At 43.2% G+C, this 17,470-nt stretch carries 13 protein-coding genes; 4 read left to right on the top strand and 9 right to left on the bottom strand.

Annotated features, from left to right (window positions below):
- Positions 1–4: 4 nt before the first annotated feature.
- Positions 5–1,027, bottom strand: coding sequence for a lipoate--protein ligase family protein (locus G500_RS24225; RefSeq protein WP_035758104.1), 1,023 nt, complete (start codon positions 1,025–1,027; stop codon positions 5–7).
- A 36-nt stretch (positions 1,028–1,063) separates the two neighbouring features.
- On the bottom strand, positions 1,064–2,314 hold the full coding sequence (locus G500_RS24220; protein ID WP_051203885.1) for a M14 family zinc carboxypeptidase: 1,251 nt from the start codon (positions 2,312–2,314) through the stop codon (positions 1,064–1,066).
- Positions 2,315–2,393: 79 nt separating this feature from the next.
- Between G500_RS24220 and G500_RS0118630 the strand changes: the two genes are divergently transcribed.
- Positions 2,394–3,110: an anthranilate synthase component II gene (locus tag G500_RS0118630; protein WP_342664618.1), complete on the top strand. Its 717-nt coding sequence runs from the start codon at positions 2,394–2,396 to the stop codon at positions 3,108–3,110.
- Positions 3,111–3,324: 214 nt separating this feature from the next.
- On the opposite strand, the gene G500_RS0118620 is transcribed toward G500_RS0118630, so the two are convergent.
- On the bottom strand, positions 3,325–4,182 hold the full coding sequence (locus tag G500_RS0118620; RefSeq protein ID WP_027003635.1) for a GNAT family N-acetyltransferase: 858 nt from the start codon (positions 4,180–4,182) through the stop codon (positions 3,325–3,327).
- A 729-nt stretch (positions 4,183–4,911) separates the two neighbouring features.
- Here G500_RS0118620 and G500_RS0118615 point away from each other — a divergent pair.
- Complete coding sequence (locus G500_RS0118615; RefSeq protein ID WP_211220177.1) at positions 4,912–5,742, top strand: hypothetical protein; 831 nt, start codon at positions 4,912–4,914, stop codon at positions 5,740–5,742.
- A gap of 235 nt (positions 5,743–5,977) precedes the next feature.
- Positions 5,978–10,300: a DNA-directed RNA polymerase subunit beta' gene (rpoC, locus tag G500_RS0118605; protein ID WP_027003633.1), complete on the top strand. Its 4,323-nt coding sequence runs from the start codon at positions 5,978–5,980 to the stop codon at positions 10,298–10,300.
- A gap of 123 nt (positions 10,301–10,423) precedes the next feature.
- Here rpoC and G500_RS0118595 read toward each other — a convergent pair whose 3' ends face one another.
- From G500_RS0118595 to G500_RS0118580, 4 genes are all read right to left on the bottom strand, one after another.
- Positions 10,424–11,044, bottom strand: a complete 621-nt coding sequence (locus tag G500_RS0118595) for a thioredoxin family protein (RefSeq protein ID WP_035758163.1) — start codon at positions 11,042–11,044, stop codon at positions 10,424–10,426.
- Positions 11,045–11,105: 61 nt separating this feature from the next.
- Positions 11,106–11,618, bottom strand: coding sequence for a TlpA family protein disulfide reductase (locus G500_RS24215; protein WP_051203881.1), 513 nt, complete (start codon positions 11,616–11,618; stop codon positions 11,106–11,108).
- 374 nt (positions 11,619–11,992) lie between these two features.
- Positions 11,993–14,533, bottom strand: a complete 2,541-nt coding sequence (locus G500_RS24210) for a PAS domain S-box protein (protein ID WP_035758102.1) — start codon at positions 14,531–14,533, stop codon at positions 11,993–11,995.
- Between the two features lie 178 nt (positions 14,534–14,711).
- A complete protein-coding gene (locus tag G500_RS0118580; RefSeq protein ID WP_027003631.1) occupies positions 14,712–15,368 on the bottom strand; it encodes a hypothetical protein in 657 nt (218 codons plus the stop codon).
- Between the two features lie 484 nt (positions 15,369–15,852).
- Here G500_RS0118580 and G500_RS0118570 point away from each other — a divergent pair, with 484 nt between their 5' ends.
- Positions 15,853–16,629, top strand: coding sequence for a hypothetical protein (locus G500_RS0118570; RefSeq protein ID WP_027003630.1), 777 nt, complete (start codon positions 15,853–15,855; stop codon positions 16,627–16,629).
- 37 nt (positions 16,630–16,666) lie between these two features.
- Here G500_RS0118570 and G500_RS24205 read toward each other — a convergent pair whose 3' ends face one another.
- On the bottom strand, positions 16,667–16,840 hold the full coding sequence (locus G500_RS24205; RefSeq protein WP_245574509.1) for a DUF2147 domain-containing protein: 174 nt from the start codon (positions 16,838–16,840) through the stop codon (positions 16,667–16,669).
- A gap of 268 nt (positions 16,841–17,108) precedes the next feature.
- Positions 17,109–17,429, bottom strand: a complete 321-nt coding sequence (locus G500_RS25290) for a helix-turn-helix domain-containing protein (RefSeq protein WP_154657225.1) — start codon at positions 17,427–17,429, stop codon at positions 17,109–17,111.
- Positions 17,430–17,470: the final 41 nt, after the last annotated feature.

Raw genomic sequence — 17,470 nt, 5'->3', positions numbered from 1 at the left:
AAATTTAGTATAAAAAGAGGGTAAAATTAGTAAAATCTTCGGCTTTCCATGTTTGAAAGAAGGCAGGATAATTTTTTATCAGACTTTGCGCCAAAAGTTGCATGTTTTGGTCGGAATAAATTTCGCCTATGTAGGTTTGTAGAAAGGGATTGAGTGCCGAATGTTGGGGCATTTCGAGAGCCTCGATGCGTGCTTGCTGTCCAATTTGCAGGCGCAATTCCCATTGCTGACCTGCTAAAATCGCCGTTTTTTCTATTTTGCAGCGCGTAGCCTTTGCAAAATTCCACTCCCAAGTGCGGTATTTGGTTTCGGCTAAGGCTTCGATGTGCTTCAAATCTATGGGCGAAAGTGCGATTTGCTCATAATTTTCGCCTAAAATTGCCTTTGCCACTTCCCTTTCAAAGACATGTATATCAAAATCTTGATTTAAAAAATCGCGGATATTCGCAACCCCTTTGGCTCGCACCGACTTCAAACTTTTCGAATCTATTTGCGTTTTTGAATGATTTTGTGGCTGTGCCGAAGGTGGCAAAATAGCCCTTTGCAGCGTTTCCAAATCCGAATTGAAAAGCAGCGTGCCATGGCTAATACCGCCCTCTTGGGTCAGGTGCTGTGCCGTTCCCGTTACTTTTTTTTCACCGATATAAATGTCGTTCCTATGATTTAGCGTAGCAGGCACACCCAAATGCTGCAAATGCGCCACCAAAGGCTGCATAAGGCGGGTCAGCCCTTTTTCTAAGGTTATTTTTTTGGGTAGGATAAAGCTAAAATTAAGATTTCCCAAATCGTGATAAACCGTTCCGCCCCCCGAAATGCGCCTTCTAAGCGGTATTTGCCTATTTTTGAGAAAATGATAATCTACTTCTTCTAATAAATTTTGGTTTTTACCTAAAACTACACAAGGCGCATTTCTATACAAAAATAAAAAACCCGCCTCCGACGCATTTTTGAGCAATTCGGAAACGGCGTACTCTTCCGTTGCCAAATTGAAGGCGGCATCAAAAGAAGGCGAAAGAAGAAGTTTCATGGTAGCTTGGATATTAAAATAAAAAGCAAAATAATTTTAACTACAAGTTAGAAAATTACCCTCTGCAAGTAGGTGCGCAAGTTGCCCGTCTTTGCGATAGAAAAACACAAGCGGCGAAGCCTCTGGCAGCCATTCTCCTTTCTGCAAGACTACTTTCAAGCCGCTACAATCCACTTCTTGGTGTCCGTAGAAACCTGTGAGGTCGCCCAAAGTAGCAATTTTTCCGACAAAATCATAAAGCGGTTTTCCGTTTGTATCATTTTTTTGAAAAAAGGCATCTCTTTCTATTGCCACATCTACGGTACAATTTGGGAAAATCTCTACCTTACGCAATATCAAATCAAAAAAACGCTCGCCATTAAAGGGCAGGGCTTCATAAGGTTCGAGGCTTTCTTGGGTTTCCAAATCGGAAGCCAGCGCGTAAAGAGCCGTTAGAATAGCAATAAAGTTATATTTACGAACTTGTTGTTTTTCAAAATCGCCTGAAACATGTCCCGATTCTATCAAAATTGTACCATAACCAAGCGATTGAAAATTATCGCCAAAGGCACGTGGCTCGAAGTCGTCATTGTACTTTGCCAAATTCTGACCTATGTAAGGTTCTAAGGTTTTTACCATCAAACTAATGAGCTGTATCGCTGCTTTTCGGCGTGGCGTGAGGCTTTTTTCTGCATCAGGGGCAGGGGCTAAAAATGCCATTGTGGTAGGATTGGCACTATCGCCTACCGAGTATTTCGAGCGTTGGTCGTGCAGATTAAAAGAAAATTCAGGTTGAAAATCAGCGGCTAAGGCTATCAAAAGCCTACCTTCGGGGGTTTGGCGTTGGCGAAAGTCGCGGTTCATATCTATGCCTTGCGCCGTAACGCGCGTAAATCTTTCTGTGCCGTCAGGATTAAGAACGGGGACAAAAATAAGATGTAAGTTTTTTTCTATTTTTTCTCTTATCTGCCGCGCCATATTCGCCACAAAAGGGTTTGGATAGGAAAAAGAACCATTAAAAAAATTGAAAATATCCAAGAGCGCAAGGGTAGCCGTCGGTTCATTGCCATGCATTTGCGACCAAAGCAAAACTTTTTTCTTACCCTTTCCTACCTGCACCTTAAAAATAGGTCTGCCCTGCCAAGAATGTCCCAAAAGCGAACTTTCCAGAGAGGTAGTAGTGGCTTGTAGGGCAGTATAAAAATCAGCCATTTTGAAGCGATATCGCAGCAAATTTTCGTAGCGAAAAAAAGCGTAGTATTCTGCCAAAAAATTGGCAAAAGAGGTAGTCGGATTTTGGGTTGTCATTTGATAGAAAAAACGTATTTTTAATCGTAATATGAATTTTTAAAGTTAGGCTAAAACAAAAGTCGGTCGGTATTTTTCTTTGTGGCGCGGTCTTTTCACAAAAATAGCAAGTTTTTATGGATTTGAACGACAAAAATCGGACTTCGAGGCGCAGACCGTAAAAAACGCTAATTTTGCACTTCTTTTTATTAGAAAGTCTGCCGATATGCTATTGCTGCTCGATAATTTCGACTCTTTTACCTATAATTTATACGATTATCTTTCACGTGTGGGGGCGCAGGTGCGGGTTTTGCGCAATGACCAACCCCTCTCGGCACTAACGGCAGAGGCTTGGTCGGCGGTAGTGCTTTCGCCCGGACATGGTCGTCCGCAGGCGGCAGGCAATATGCCTGCTTTTATAGCGCATTACGCGAAAAAAGGCTTTCCCTTGCCCATTTTGGGGGTCTGTTTGGGGCATCAGGCTTTGGGTGAGTATTTTGGTGCAAAACTTCAACGCGCTACTTATCCGATGCATGGCAAAATTTCGCGTGTTTTTTTGGAAAAGCAAGCGCAAGATTCGGTGCTTTTTCGCCGTCTGCCTGCCCAATTCGAGGTAGTGCGCTATCATTCGCTCCTACTGACCGATTTGCCTGCCTCTTTGCGCCCTTTGGCATACACGCAAAAAGGCGAACTGATGGCTTTTGAGCATTGTCATTTTCCAATTTTTGGCGTACAGTTTCACCCCGAAGCGGCTTTGAGCGAACAAGGCTTAGAGATTTTAAGGAATTTTGTAACATATACAGTTGAGAAAAAATAATTTTATCAAATTTTGTATCAAAATAGAATATAAATGGTACAGATTAGACAGATAGAGGTATTTTTTTTTAAAACTCTAAAAATCAGGTGCAAATGTAGGGACAAGGCATTGCCTTTTCCTATGCCCCAAACCCTAAGGGTCTTGAAGACCCTTAGGGTTTAAGTCCAAATTTTATTTTGTGTCAAATTTGAAAAAACAAGGCTTTCGGCAGAATTTAACCTTGCTGCTGTATCTCCTTCTGCATTTCGTATTGTAGCGCGACCCTTTTAAAGCGATGGTAAGAAAAAAAAGCCTCGATGGTAGGGTGCGTTTCTATATTTAAAATAGAAACAAATTTTGGCAAGACAAGATTTTGCGCCTGCTGTAAAAGTTGGCTGCCTATCTTTCTTCGCCTAAAATCGGGCGCAACGGCGATTTGCGAAATGCGCCCATTTTGCACATCAAGGCTGATAAAGCCCACTAATTTTTCGCCCCAATGCGCCTCCAAACAAATTTCGGCAACGGCATTTCGGCTGATGGCAGCAGGCAGATTTTGCCAAGTAGGATAAGTAGTTTGCCACTCCTGCTGCAAAGTTTGATAATAAAACCAATCTGGTTGCGCTTGTTTCGAAATCACCGCTCCACTTCGGAAGTGCTGATAGCCCGAATGTTGCGCCAAATAACAAGCCACCTGCCGCAAGACGGCAAAGCCCATTCGCTCGTAAAAAGCCTGTGCCGCCTTATTTTCGACCAAAACCTCCAAAAGCAAAACCTGCGCCGCCACCTTTTCTTCTAAGTGCGCATAGAGTTGAGTGGCAATGCCTCTATTGCGATAACTTTTCAATATGCCCATGCCACCATTGTAAATCGCATTTTTTCCCCTCCATTCGCCTGCCGCCGAGATAAGAAAGCCCACTAATTTTTCTTTTTCGAAAGCCCCAAACGAGGCAGGATATACCGCCCCAATGCGCTGCCAACGTTGCTGTGCCTGCCATTTGTTGAAGAAAAAAGGGCGATTTTTCTCTGCAAAGACCTCCGATAAAGTGTGATGAAGGGGTAGGAAATCGTTTTCTGAAAGTGCGCGAATAAGCATAAAAAGGTGCGAGGGAAAATAAAAAAAACCTAAGTTTGTATTTTTGCGTATTTACTTGTAGCCCGTGCCTTTTGTTCTAAAATTGCCCTTCTAAGGGGCTTTCTGTAAGAAATTCTAAGCAGGGCAGCCCGATTTATACACACGCCTAAGCGTTTGGATTGTCTGTTCTCAAATCCCTATTTTGCCCCTCAAAGGGTAGGCAGGCGACAAAAAGAACCCCAAAGTAAAGGATTCGGTGAAATAAATTTGGAAGTTATGAAAAAAAAGCCTAATTTGCACCCAAGATTAAAGAAAGTCTGAAAGAAAGGCAACGACAGTAGAGTATGAGCCGCTTTTAAAAGGATATACTTATGTTCTGTTTTCTTTTACGCCCCGCTGCTGCACCCTGCGCCCCTTATGCAGCCCAAATACAGCGAAAGTATTGAAATGCAACCTAAATGGCTCGCGCTTCTTACAAGTTTATGGCAAATTTGATATGTAGAAAAGACCATCTTGTGCGAATAGCCTCCTTAGCATTGGCAAAAAGTAGAAGCCAATTCATTTCAGAAAGGTAAAAAAGTAGAAAGGCAAAGGTAGAATGGAAAAAGATAAATCTTGCCGCTATGTTTGTATGCTGCTTTTCACCCCGCTTTCTTTCTAAATCTGTAACTGCTTTCGAAACCGTCTTTTACATTTCCATAGTCATTAGCATATTAACCATTTCTATTTATTGTAACTTTTGTTAAACTCATGATGAAAACTCCCAAGTATCCCAATCGCATCAGAAACACGAGCGCACCTCTTTCTTCTAATTATTCTAATCCTTCTTCTTATCAGCCACATAATATGCACGATTCGTTCAACCCCATGCATAGAAATAATGGCTACCACCAAGAATCCCCACAAGGAATGCACAACAACATGCACTCAAACACGCCGCCTCCTCATGCGCGTTTTTCAAAGCGTGATTTGATGAATTACAACAAGTTTAGCTTCGAGCGTGTCAAGCGTAGATTCAACCTCAACGAATTGCAGAAAGATTTATTCCCCAACGTAGAAGCACTCACGCCCAGCGACTGGCTGCAAGAAACCTTTAGCATTACGGCAGACCTTCCCAAAAAGACAGAAAAAGAGAGAACCGAATTTATCTTATTGCCCATCTTATTAGAGTTACGCCGCCTCAACGAGGGCTTTTTCACCATCTATTCAGGCGAATTTTTCAATGTAGAGCCACGTGAAGGTTTGGCAGGTCCTACCGACATTATCCTTTCTCTTAGCCCTGAATCCTACTCCATTTCTTCGCCCATCATGACGATTGTGCAAGCCTATAAGAACAACATCGACTTGGGCTTGGGCAAGTGCGTCGCGCAAATGATTGCCGCCGACATCTTCAACGAGCGCGAAGACAATCAAATCAGCACCGTCTATGGCTGTGTAACCACAGGCGAACAGTGGCTTTTCTTGCGCTTAGAAGGCGATACGATTTACATTGACGCACATCGCTATTTTGTCAATGAAATCGAGTCTATTTTGGGGGTTTTCCGCAATATCATCGACTCTTACAAGTACAAAGGCGCGTAGTTTGCCGCTGCTACAAAAGTTGTTTTCTTTGAAGCGAACAGTTCCATCGAGAGCTGTTCGTTTTTTTGTATCCAATCTTGTTTGTCTTGGATTTTGCACCCTCTAAAAAGGCGGCAAATCAGAAAATCGAAAAAAAAAGCATTTTTTTAGAAAAAAAGCCCCTGCCGAACGCTTTTTTTACGAAAAAAGTCCTAACTTTGTAAGTTCAAATTTACCAAACAAATCTGCAACGCGAATGGTCTTCCGGAAGAACAGCAAAATCAAGTCAGATTTTAAATCTATTACCATTAGTTTGGCTTCGCCTGAGTCTATCTTGGCGAGTTCAAACGGAGAAGTTACACAACCCGAAACGATAAACTATCGCACCTACAAGCCCGAAATGGGCGGACTTTTCTGCGAGCGTACTTTCGGTCCTGTCAAAGATTGGGAATGTCATTGTGGCAAATACAAGCGTATTCGCTATAAGGGCATCACCTGCGATAGGTGTGGCGTAGATGTTACCGAGAAAAAAGTGCGCCGCGAGCGCATGGGGCATATCGAGCTGGTAGTGCCTGTAGCACACATCTGGTATTTCCGCTCTCTGCCTAATAAAATTGGCTACCTTTTGGGCTTACCTACCAAAAAGTTAGACCAAATCATCTATTATGAGCGTTACGTTGTGGTGCAGCCCGGTATCTTGGGCAACGAACTCAAGAAAATGGACTTCCTAAGCGAAGACGAGTACATCGAGATAATGGACAAGCTCCCGCGCGAAAACCAGCTCAAAGATGACGAAGACCCCGATAAGTTTATCGCTAAGATGGGCGCAGAAGCCTTGCAGATGCTACTTTCGCGGATTCAATTAGATGAGCTTTCTTACGAATTGCGCAATGCTACCATGAACGAAACTTCGCAGCAACGCAAATCGGAAGCCTTGAAGCGTTTGCGCGTAGTAGAAGCCTTCCGCGATGCCAAAGCGCGAAAAGTCGATAATTCGCCCGAATGGATGGTCGTCAAGATGGTGCCTGTGATTCCGCCCGAATTGCGCCCACTTGTACCCCTCGATGGCGGACGTTTTGCTACTTCCGACCTCAACGACCTCTACCGTCGCGTTATCATTCGCAATAATCGCCTCAAACGCCTTATCGACATCAAAGCCCCCGAAGTGATTTTGCGCAACGAAAAGCGCATGTTGCAGGAAGCGGTAGATTCACTTTTTGATAACTCACGCAAAGTCAATGCGGTTCGTGGCGACGGCAATCGCGCCCTCAAATCGCTCTCCGACATGCTCAAAGGCAAGCAGGGACGTTTTCGTCAGAACCTCTTAGGAAAGCGCGTCGACTATTCTGGTCGTTCCGTAATTGTAGTAGGTCCCGAACTCAAACTGCACGAGTGCGGTCTGCCTAAAAATATGGCGGCAGAACTTTTCAAACCCTTTATCATTCGCAAACTGATTGAAAGAGGTATCGTCAAGACGGTCAAATCTGCCAAGAAAATTGTAGATAGAAAAGACCCCGTTATTTGGGACATCTTAGAAAATGTATTGAAGGGACACCCTGTCTTGCTCAACCGTGCGCCTACGCTACACCGTTTGGGTATTCAGGCTTTCCAACCCAAACTCATCGAGGGCAAAGCGATTCAGTTGCACCCCTTAGTTTGTACAGCGTTCAACGCCGACTTTGACGGTGACCAAATGGCGGTTCACGTTCCACTAAGTCATGAAGCCATTTTAGAAGCCTCTGTCTTGATGTTGGCAGCGCACAATATCCTTTCGCCTGCCAGCGGCAATCCGATTACTGTACCTTCGCAAGACATGGTCTTGGGCTTGTACTATCTGACCAAAGGACGCAGAAGCACTCCCGAAAAACCTGTCAAAGGCGAGGATAAAATTTTCTACTCTGCCGAAGAGGTAATTTTAGCCGTAGATAGTGGAAAGGTATCGAAGCACGCCTATATCAAAGTGAGAACCAAAGTTCGCGATGAAAAAACAGGCGAATTGCACCCACAATTAGTAGAAACCGTAGCAGGGCGCGTATTGTTCAATGATGCCGTTCCCGAAGAAGTAGGCTACATCAACGAGCTACTGACTAAAAAAGCACTACAAAAAGTCATCTCACACGTCTTCAAGGTTGTGGGCATGGCACGCACCGCCGAATTTTTGGACGATATCAAATACTTGGGCTTCCAACAAGCCTATCGTGGTGGTCTTTCTATCGGTATCGACAATGTTCGAATTCCTGATTCGAAGGCGCGTTTGGTACAAGAAGCCAAAGATGAAGTAGATACAGTCTTAGCCAACTACATGATGGGCTTTATCACCGACAACGAACGCTACAACCAAGTAGTAGATATCTGGACACGCGTCAATAGAACCCTATCCGACCACCTTTTGAACGACTTGGAAAAAGACGACCAAGGCTTCAATCCTGTTTATATGATGATGCACTCAGGCGCACGTGGCTCGCGTGAGCAAATCCGTCAGCTTGGTGGTATGCGTGGTCTGATGGCAAAGCCACAGAAAAACTTGCAAGGTTCGGTAGGGGAAATCATCGAAAACCCAATCCTTTCCAACTTCAAAGAAGGGCTTGACGTTTTGGAATACTTTATCTCTACTCACGGTGCGCGTAAAGGTCTGGCGGATACGGCTTTAAAGACAGCAGACGCAGGCTACCTAACACGCCGCTTAGTAGACGTTGCGCAAGATATTGTCATCAACGAAGTAGATTGTGGCACTTTGCGTGGCGTTACGGTTACGGTTTTGAAAGAAAACGACGAAATCTTGGAAGGCATTGCCGAGCGCACCTTAGGGCGTGTATCGCTCCATGATGTATTCCACCCCGAAACCGAAGAACTTATCGTAGAATCGGGTACGCTCATTACCGAAGACATCGGACAAGCCCTTGAAAAGGCAGGCTTTGAAACCTTAGAAGTACGCTCCCCACTTACTTGTGAAACGCGAATCGGCATTTGTGGTACTTGCTATGGCAGAAACTTAGCCACAGGCAAGATGGTACAAAGAGGCGAATCGGTAGGGGTAATTGCGGCGCAGTCTATCGGCGAGCCGGGTACGCAGCTTACCTTACGTACTTTCCACGTAGGGGGTGCGGCATCGAGTGTGGCAGTAGAGTCTTCTTTGAAAGCCAAATACGAAGGGGTTGTCGCTTTTGAGGACATCAAGACCGTTGTTTCTACCAACGAAGATGGCAAAGAAGTAACCGTAGTTATGTCGCGCACAGGGGAAGTTCGTATTTTGCACCCCGAAACCAAGCGCGTCCTCAATACACACAACATTCCTTATGGTGCTTTCTTGAAAGTCAAAGAAGGACAAAGCATCAAAAAAGGTGATGATATTGTAAATTGGGACCCCTTCAACGCCGTTATCCTTTCGCAAGTTACGGGTACGGTTCGATTCGAGTCTATTGAAGAAGGCATTACCTTCAAACAAGAAACAGACGACCAGACAGGATTTAGTCAGAAGGTCATCATCGAAACGCGCGACAGAACGAAAAACCCAACCATTATCATCGACGGTGATGACGGTAGCAGCATCAGCAGTAACATTCCTGCGGGGGCGTATCTTGCCGTTGAAAATGGGCAGCGCGTGCGTCCAGGGCAAATTTTGGTTAAGATTCCGCGCTCGGTGAGCAAAAACCGCGACATCACAGGCGGTCTGCCACGTGTAACCGAACTCTTCGAGGCGCGTAATCCTTCTAACCCTGCCGTTGTGTCAGAGATTGATGGAACAGTGCGTTATGGCTCTGTCAAGCGTGGTAATCGTGAGATTTTCGTAGAGTCGAAAAAAGATGGTATCATCAAAAAATACATGGTGCCGCTTACCAAGCACATCTTAGTACAAGAAAATGACTTCGTAAAGGCAGGCATGCCACTTTCCGACGGTGCTATCACGCCTTCCGACATCTTGGCTATCAAAGGTCCTACGGCGGTGCAGGAATATCTAACCAACGAAATTCAGGAAGTCTATCGTTTGCAGGGTGTAAAAATCAATGACAAACACATCGAGGTCATTGTACGCCAAATGATGCAAAAAGTAGAAATCATAGACCCCGGAGATACCGAGTTCCTACCCAGCCAAATCGCCGACCGCTTCGAGGTTCGTCAGGCAAACGACGAAATCTTAGACAAGAAAGTAGTAACAGACGCTGGCGGCTCTACCAAGCTCAAAGCTGGTATGATTATCACTGCACGCGAATTGCGCGACGAGAACTCTCACCTCCGCCGCAAAGACTTGAAACTTGCAAAAGTGCGCGAAGCACAGCCTGCCGTTTCGAAGCCTACGCTACGTGGTATCACCCAAGCCTCTTTGGGAACACAGAGCTTTATGTCGGCAGCCTCGTTCCAAGAAACGACAAAGGTATTGAGCGAAGCCGCTATTCGTGGCAAACGCGACGACTTGCGCGGTCTGAAAGAAAACGTGATTGTCGGACACCTTATCCCTGCGGGTACAGGTATGCGCGATTACGACGACATCATGGTCTATTCTGAAAAAGAATACGAAAAACTTTTGCGCGAGAATCAGACCAAAAGCGAAAGCAGCAAAAAGTCTGAAAAGGTGAAATAAGCCCACTCAATTGGCGCAAAGCAACCCAAAAAAGCCCCATTCCAAACCAAAAGGTCTTGCGAAGGGGGCTTTTTGCATTTAAAAACAAGGGAAAAGAGCAAAAAAGAAAGGGCTAACAAGGACTTATTTCAACCACTTAATCGTACAGCCTACGGCTTTTGTATTGGTATTGGCTACCGAGCGTCCTTGTTGTAAGTCAATGATGGCATTTTCTACAAACTTGACCTTGTTTTCTTTTGTATTTTGGGGGTCGTCATCAATCGCACCGATATAAACGACTTCGAAGCCATCGCCTACATTTTTAAGCAAATAGATGTGTGGCGTTTTTTCTGCCCCAAAAGCCTGCGCCACTTTTTGGTCTTCGTCTAAAAGGTAGGCAAAGGGGTAGCCTTTTTCTTTGGCACGCGCGACCATATTTTCAAAAGAATCGTCCTCTACCGTTTTTCCATTCGGATTGATAGCCACAACGGGATAGCCTTCGTCTTTGAAGCGATTGTGCAGTGCTATCAAACGGTCTTCATACAATTTAGCGTAAGGGCAGTGGTTGCAAGTGAAAGTCAGGATAATACCTTTGGCATTGTTTTGATAGTCTGCCAAACTAACCGTCTTGCCATCTACATTTTTGAGCTGAAAACCCTTGATTTTAGCTCCGACTTTGTAGCCATCGCCGACCAAAGTAAAGCTGGCAAGCCCTACAAAGGCAATCGCAAGGAGAAGAAAAAGCGATTTTTTCAGATTTTGCATATCGTTTGGAAAGTTTAAAGGTGTAATAAACAAAAAGCAAATAGTAGTCTAAGGTGCAAGGTTATTTTTGGAGGAGCGAATCCGTAATATGTCGCAATTCTTCTTTTTCAAGAGCCTTTGGTACAAAATGGTAGGTTTGTGTTCGCGCATCTAAAAAGAGCGTGGCAGGAATTGCCCCCGACCATTGCGCATCAATTAGCCCCATCCAGTTGTCGTAGTCTGTATCATTTAGCAAAATCACCTGCCCTTCTTTGAGGCGTTTTTGTGCAAAGGGAATGAGTTTGGTCTGCAAATCTTTTTCAAAATCCAAACTTAGATAACGCACCCGCACCTGCCCCCGATAAGCCGCCTGCAATGCCTCAAAATGAGGTAATTCTGCTACACAGGGCTGACACCACGTTGCCCAAAAGTTGATAATTTCGAGCCTTTTGCCCTCTTTTTCTGAAAGGCTATCTTGCTGTTTGAGCAATTTTTCTAAGTCCGCCTTCTGCCAAACCTGTACCGATTGTGGCTCTGATACAAAAGAAAGGCTTGCAGAGGCAAATATAAGAAAAAAAACAATAAATCCTCGCATTGTCCTATTTTTTTATTTTTTTCTGAAAAAGACTGCCTTTCTTCGAGTGGGAATAGGATTTTGGTATCCCAACAAACGCCACTGCATACAGTGATGTTAAGTTCTGTAAAAATACTTGTTTTGTCAAATTTGACTCGAAATGAAATTTGGACTTAAACCCTAAGGGTCTTCAAGACCCTTAGGGTTTGGGGTATATGACAAGACAATGCCTTGTCCCTACATTCGAACTTAATTTTTAGAATTTAACATTACTGCCACTGCACGCGGCAGCAAGAAAAGCCTACCTCAAAAACGTTTTGTGAAGGCTTTATGGTATAGCAAAAAATAATTTGGGCTGCTAAATATTGTTAAAAAACAAAGGTTTAACGGTTTTATTATACCGTAAAACCGATAAGCAAGACATCATCTACTTGCTCCTGCGTGCCTTTCCATTCGTAAAAATGCTGCTTAACGGCTTGTGCTTGGTCTTGCATCTCTTGGGTTTGAATGGTGCTAAGGAAATTTTTAAGATTTTTGGTCATCATTTTCTTGCCTTGCTTGCCGCCAAATTGGTCGGGATAGCCGTCTGAAAAGAGGTAACAGGTCGTCTGCGTTTGCAGCGGAATGGTATGAAGGGTAAAGATGCGCTCGGCTTCCAACTGTTCGCCGCCAATAGAAAACTTATCGCCCTTGATTTGAAAAAGCTCTTGGTTTTGAAAATAAATTAAACCATTCTTAGCTCCTGCGAAATACAAAACTTGCTTGCTATCATCTATACAACAGACGCTAATATCCATGCCGTCTTGATTTTGGGTGCTATCCTGTTGGAGGGCGTTGCGGATTCCTTTGTGCAGTTCGTTCAAAATTCCATCAGGGCGGGTAATTTTGCGCCGCCCTACAATCTCATGAAGCAAATCGTTTCCTATCATAGACATAAAAGCACCGGGTACGCCATGCCCTGTGCAGTCTATTGCCGCTATCAGGCGCAACGAACCCAGACGGCGTGTCCAGTAGAAATCGCCCGAAACGACATCGCGCGGCTTGAAAAAGATAAAATGTTTGGGAAACAACTCCGCCAAAACATCGGGGCGCGGTAATAGGGCGTTCTGAATCCTTGCGCCATAGTGAATAGAAGCGGCAACGGCTTCGTTGTGAGCCGCAATCATTTCGTAAGCCTCCTGCAAACTCTGCGTGCGCTTTTGTACTTGCTCCTCTAAAAGGCGGTTTTGCTCTTCTATCAGTTTTTTATTGGTCAGAATCGCCTCCAATGCCTTCTCTTGGCTTTGGCGCAAGGCGGCGGCATCGGCTTTTTGTTGGGTTATGTCGCGAATAAAGGCGGCAAAAAGGGTTTCGGCTTCTATCTTTACCGCATTGACGGTAAGCTCGACGGGAAAATGCGTGCCATCTTTACGCAACGCCGTAATTTCTACGCGCTGATTGAGGATATGCGGCTCTTGTGTGGTGAGGTAGCGTTGCATGCCCTCCTCGTGTGCGCTGCGGTGCTGTTGGGGAATAAAAACTTCGCTCAATTTTTTGCCCATCACCTCCTGCTCCTTCCAGCCAAACAGACGCTCGGCAGCCAAAGACCAAATGATAATCTTTCCCTCTGCATCAGAACCGACACAGGCATCAAGCGAACTATCCAAAATTTGGCTAATTTTCTTTTCGCTATTTTGTTGGAGTTTGAAGTTTTGTTCCTGTATGATGCGCGTCTGTTTTTGCAAAATAAAATTATCGCGCTTGATTTTTTGTTGGCTTCGTACAAAAAGAATCAAAATTAAAATCAAAAAGAGAAATAAAATTGAAAATAAAACAGAAAAAATACGCTGCTGCTTGATGGTATTTTCTTGTATCTGCGCCAATGATTTGAGCTTTTCATTTTCTTGTTCTCTTTTAAAAAGGTCGTTTTGGTATTCTATTTTAAATTGCTCTCTAATTTTTTGTTCGTTTAATAAACTATCTTTGACCTGCTGCTGCATTTGCAAATACGCAAAGGCAGTCTTGAAATCGCCAAGCATCTGATAAATGGTAACTAAATTTTGCAGCGAATTGCGCATGCTTTCCTTCCTACCTACACGCTCCGCCAATTCGAAGCTGGCTTCTGCATGGGGCAAGGCTTGGGCGTACTCTTTATTTTTGATAAAAATAGTAGCCAAACTATTGTGATTGAAGATTTTTCCCTGCGTTAGGTTTGCTTCCTCGCTGATAGAAAGCGACTTTTGAAAATGCAAACGCGCCTCTACAAGGGAGTCTTTTCTCAAAAAAACATTGCCTAAGTTCTGATAAGCACGCGCCTCGCCTTCTACATCTTGGGCGCGACTGGCGTATAAAAGTGCCTCTCTATGAAAAAATAGGGCAGAATCGAGTTTGTTTTCTCGCATTGCCAAAATGCCCCTATTGCTTAGAAAGGCAGCATAGTTTTTGGGAAAAGAAGGGTGCTGGGTCTGATTTTCATAAATTGCCTGTGCCTTCCGATAATAATAGTGCGCCTGCTCAAATTCCTTGCGCGAGGAATAAAGCAAGCCTAAATTTTGTGAAACATCTGCCAAACGCCAAATATCACCTCTTTTCTCAAATTCCTGCTCTGCCTTTTTATACAAAACAAGAGCCTGATTGTATTCTCCTTGCTGCCAATAAAATATTGCCCTTGCGTTGCATATACGCCCCTGATACAAAGAATCGCGATTCCACAGCCTTGCTTTTTCCAAATAATCGAGGGCTTGCTTCGGATTTTGATTTAAAACTAATAGAAATAGTTTTATCGTGTTTTCTAATTTTAGACTGTCTGATAACTGTAAAGTTAGCGTATTTTCCAAACTATCGATTTCTTGTTCTCTCCTTTCGGCAGTGCTAAAAGTAGTTGTTTGTGCCAATAGCACCTCACTAACAAAGAAAAATAAGACAGTCAGAAAGATAAAAGGCAGGAATATCCTCATAAAAAGTAAAATTTGCAGAAAAGAATCCTTTGTGGGCGTGCATTAGGTAGGATATAAAAAAGGCTTGTAAGGCAGCAAGGGCTTATTTTCTGCAAAAATACGAAATAGATGCGCTTAAATCGGAAAATTTGGCAATACAAAGAAAATTTTGTTTCCTTTGAAGACCTTTTGCCCTATCTTAGGCTGCACAATCAAAACGCGCCGTATCTATCAAAACCAAATACCACTTGCCCTCGATGTTGGCAAAGGCTAAGGCTAAATATTGGTTCGTAAGCACCACAGTTTTGGCTTGTTGTTTATCTAAGGCAGTGGCTAAATTTTGCTGTTGGCTCGGTATCTCGCGCCCTAAAAGTTTTGCCGTTTCCGCAACCTTGCTCAAAACCATAGGCGAGGCGACATCTTCATAAAAAGTACCCTCTTGGGCAAACTGCTCACAATTAAAATTGGGGACTTGCCTGCGAAGTTCGGTATCTTTGGGCAGTTGCTCAAAATATTCGGAAAGATAGGGTAGTTCTTGTGTGGCTTCGGAAAGCGAACCAAAATGCTGCGTAATGGCATAAGTGCTTGGCTTATAAACGACAAAAACGCCGTAATTGGGGTGCAGCATCGACTCTAAATTGGACAAAGATTCCTTCGAAAAACGGTTGAAAAATTTTGTAAAATCCTCTTCGGCGGCTTTGGTCAGACGCAATTCTCCACTTTGGGGTAGGGTCTTTTGAAGCGGATTTTCTTCACTCTGACAACTTAAAAGTAGGAAGGGCAGCGCGAAGATACCCACAAAGGAACGAAGCACAAGGCTACCGCGCTTGATAAGGTGGTACGAAAAAGTAAACATATTTTTGTTGGTTAGGATAGTGTGTTATTTTTATAGTTTATTGTTTTTGTTTGGCAGGATAAAACAATGCTCTTTTTTGTGCTTTTTTTTGGTTAAAACTTTTTGATGAAAAAGACAACCCAAGCGGCATTTCTTCGTTTCCCTACCAGACGGCGTTCTTTTGCAAGGCAGCCTTAGTCTGAACGTTTTGGCAGGGCAAAAAGTTAGCGAAGGGGCTACTTCAAAATGTTAGTTTTTATTGGCTTATTTCCGTTTTTATACGCAAAAAAAGCATAAAACGTTGGCTTCCCTCTCAAAATAACCTGCGCAATCGCTCTTTTTAGCCTGCTCTCGCTACGCTCATAGCCAAAAGGCGGCGGCTCTATTTTTTCGGATAAGTATTTTTTTTGTATTTTGCTCGCCCTAAGACAAAACCGTTTAGGCAGGCAGGACAGCCTTTTAAAGGCGTTTTTTTTCTAAAACAACTTATTTTTAACTTTTTAAAATGAAAAACAACGAAATATTTTCTTCTCTCTTAGGCTTCACTATCTTAGCCTTGTGTGTTTTTGGGGTCTTGCGCTGGCTTGCCATTCCTACGGGCGATTTTTTAGATTGGGGCATTGGCATTGCGAGCTTCTGGTGGCTACTTTTCATTACCACAATCCCTTGGGACACGCATTTCAAGGCAAAAGAGGTCTTGGCTGAAGCCCAATATTATACTGAAAAAACGCAAAAAAACATACAAGCGCAAGATTTAAGCTATGCCAAACGAATTGCACAGGTCTATTTGGGTATTGCCCTTGTTTTGCACCTGCTTTCTGGCGTTGCGCTCTATCTTATTGCCTACTATCAAATCAGTGCAGTAGGCTATTGGGGAGCTGGTTTGGCAATCTTGCTCACAAGGCTGCGCCCTTCGGCGCGTTTATATGCCTACGTGCATTATCGCCTAACCATGATAACCAAGGATATGAAATTTCCAAAAGACGACGTTTATACCCTCAAAACCAAATTAGAAGAACTCAACTATAAAGTAGAAAGCCTTTCTCAAAAACTCGATGCGGAAAGTCCCGATTCTTGGCTTACCATCAAGGAAAAACAACTCAAACACTTAGAAGAGGCGCATTATAGTTTGAAAAAAGAGATAGAAAATTTTAAAATATCGCAAGAAACCGCTCTGACGCGCCATGAACAAAAACAGGAACAACGCATTTCACAAATTTCAGAAGATGCCCAACTGCTTTCACAAGTGCGCGAATTAGTACGTTTTATTAAAAATGCGTGATTTTTTAGATAAAAAATCACGCTAACAAATCAACTTTTTATTCGGCAGGTAGCCATTTTTGGGTGCGAAAGAAAAAAGCCACATAGCCGCGCACCATCAAATTTTTGCCCTCGCGCCAGATTTTGCAGGTATAACTTTTGCCATCTTCGGGGTCTAAAATCTTGCCGCCACTGTATTCTTTGCCGTCATGTCTTAATTCTTTGACTTTCAAGCATTTAGCTTGTGAAAAGAATTGCCACTTATTACAAAAAGCCCATTTAAGACCCAAAAAACGCCTATTTTGGTTTTTTTGGGTCTTTTTTTATACCCCCCCTTTCTAAAAAAACTGCGTTTTTCATAAAAAACGATACTTTTTGCTTGTAAAATCTTACATCAAAGCCATTTTTTTTGTTTGGGAAAATATTGTGAATTGAGGGATTTTGTTTTTTTTCAAATAGTTAGCTTGCAAAACTTACCTTGCATTTTTTTGTTTTTGTGCGCTAACTAATTTTTCTTTCTATTTCCTCGATTTTAGCTTTAATCTCTGATATTGCCTTTGCAATTTGATTTGATTTTTCATCTTTTTTATCTATCAAATCGTAAATATCAATATTCAGAAATTTAACTACCTTTTCTAACCTTTGCAGGGAAAATTCTTGCTTTCCATTTTCCATAGCCAAATAAGTAGGTCTGGAAACTCCTATCTGTTTGGCTATATCTTCTTGGCTTACGCCTTTTTCTTTGCGAATTTGTCGCAATTTAGCCAATATCTGTTCTGTATTCATAGAAAGCAAATATATTAAGAATATGGATTGTATCATGGGCTTGTAAATTTTTTTTACATTTTTTTGGTTGGACACTT

Origin of the sequence: Hugenholtzia roseola DSM 9546, from assembly GCF_000422585.1 — a bacterium.
In the GTDB taxonomy this organism is placed as follows: Bacteria; Bacteroidota; Bacteroidia; order Cytophagales; family Bernardetiaceae; genus Hugenholtzia; species Hugenholtzia roseola.
The sequence above is the reverse complement of the archived record's forward strand: the minus strand, read 5'-3'. Positions and strand labels throughout refer to the sequence as shown.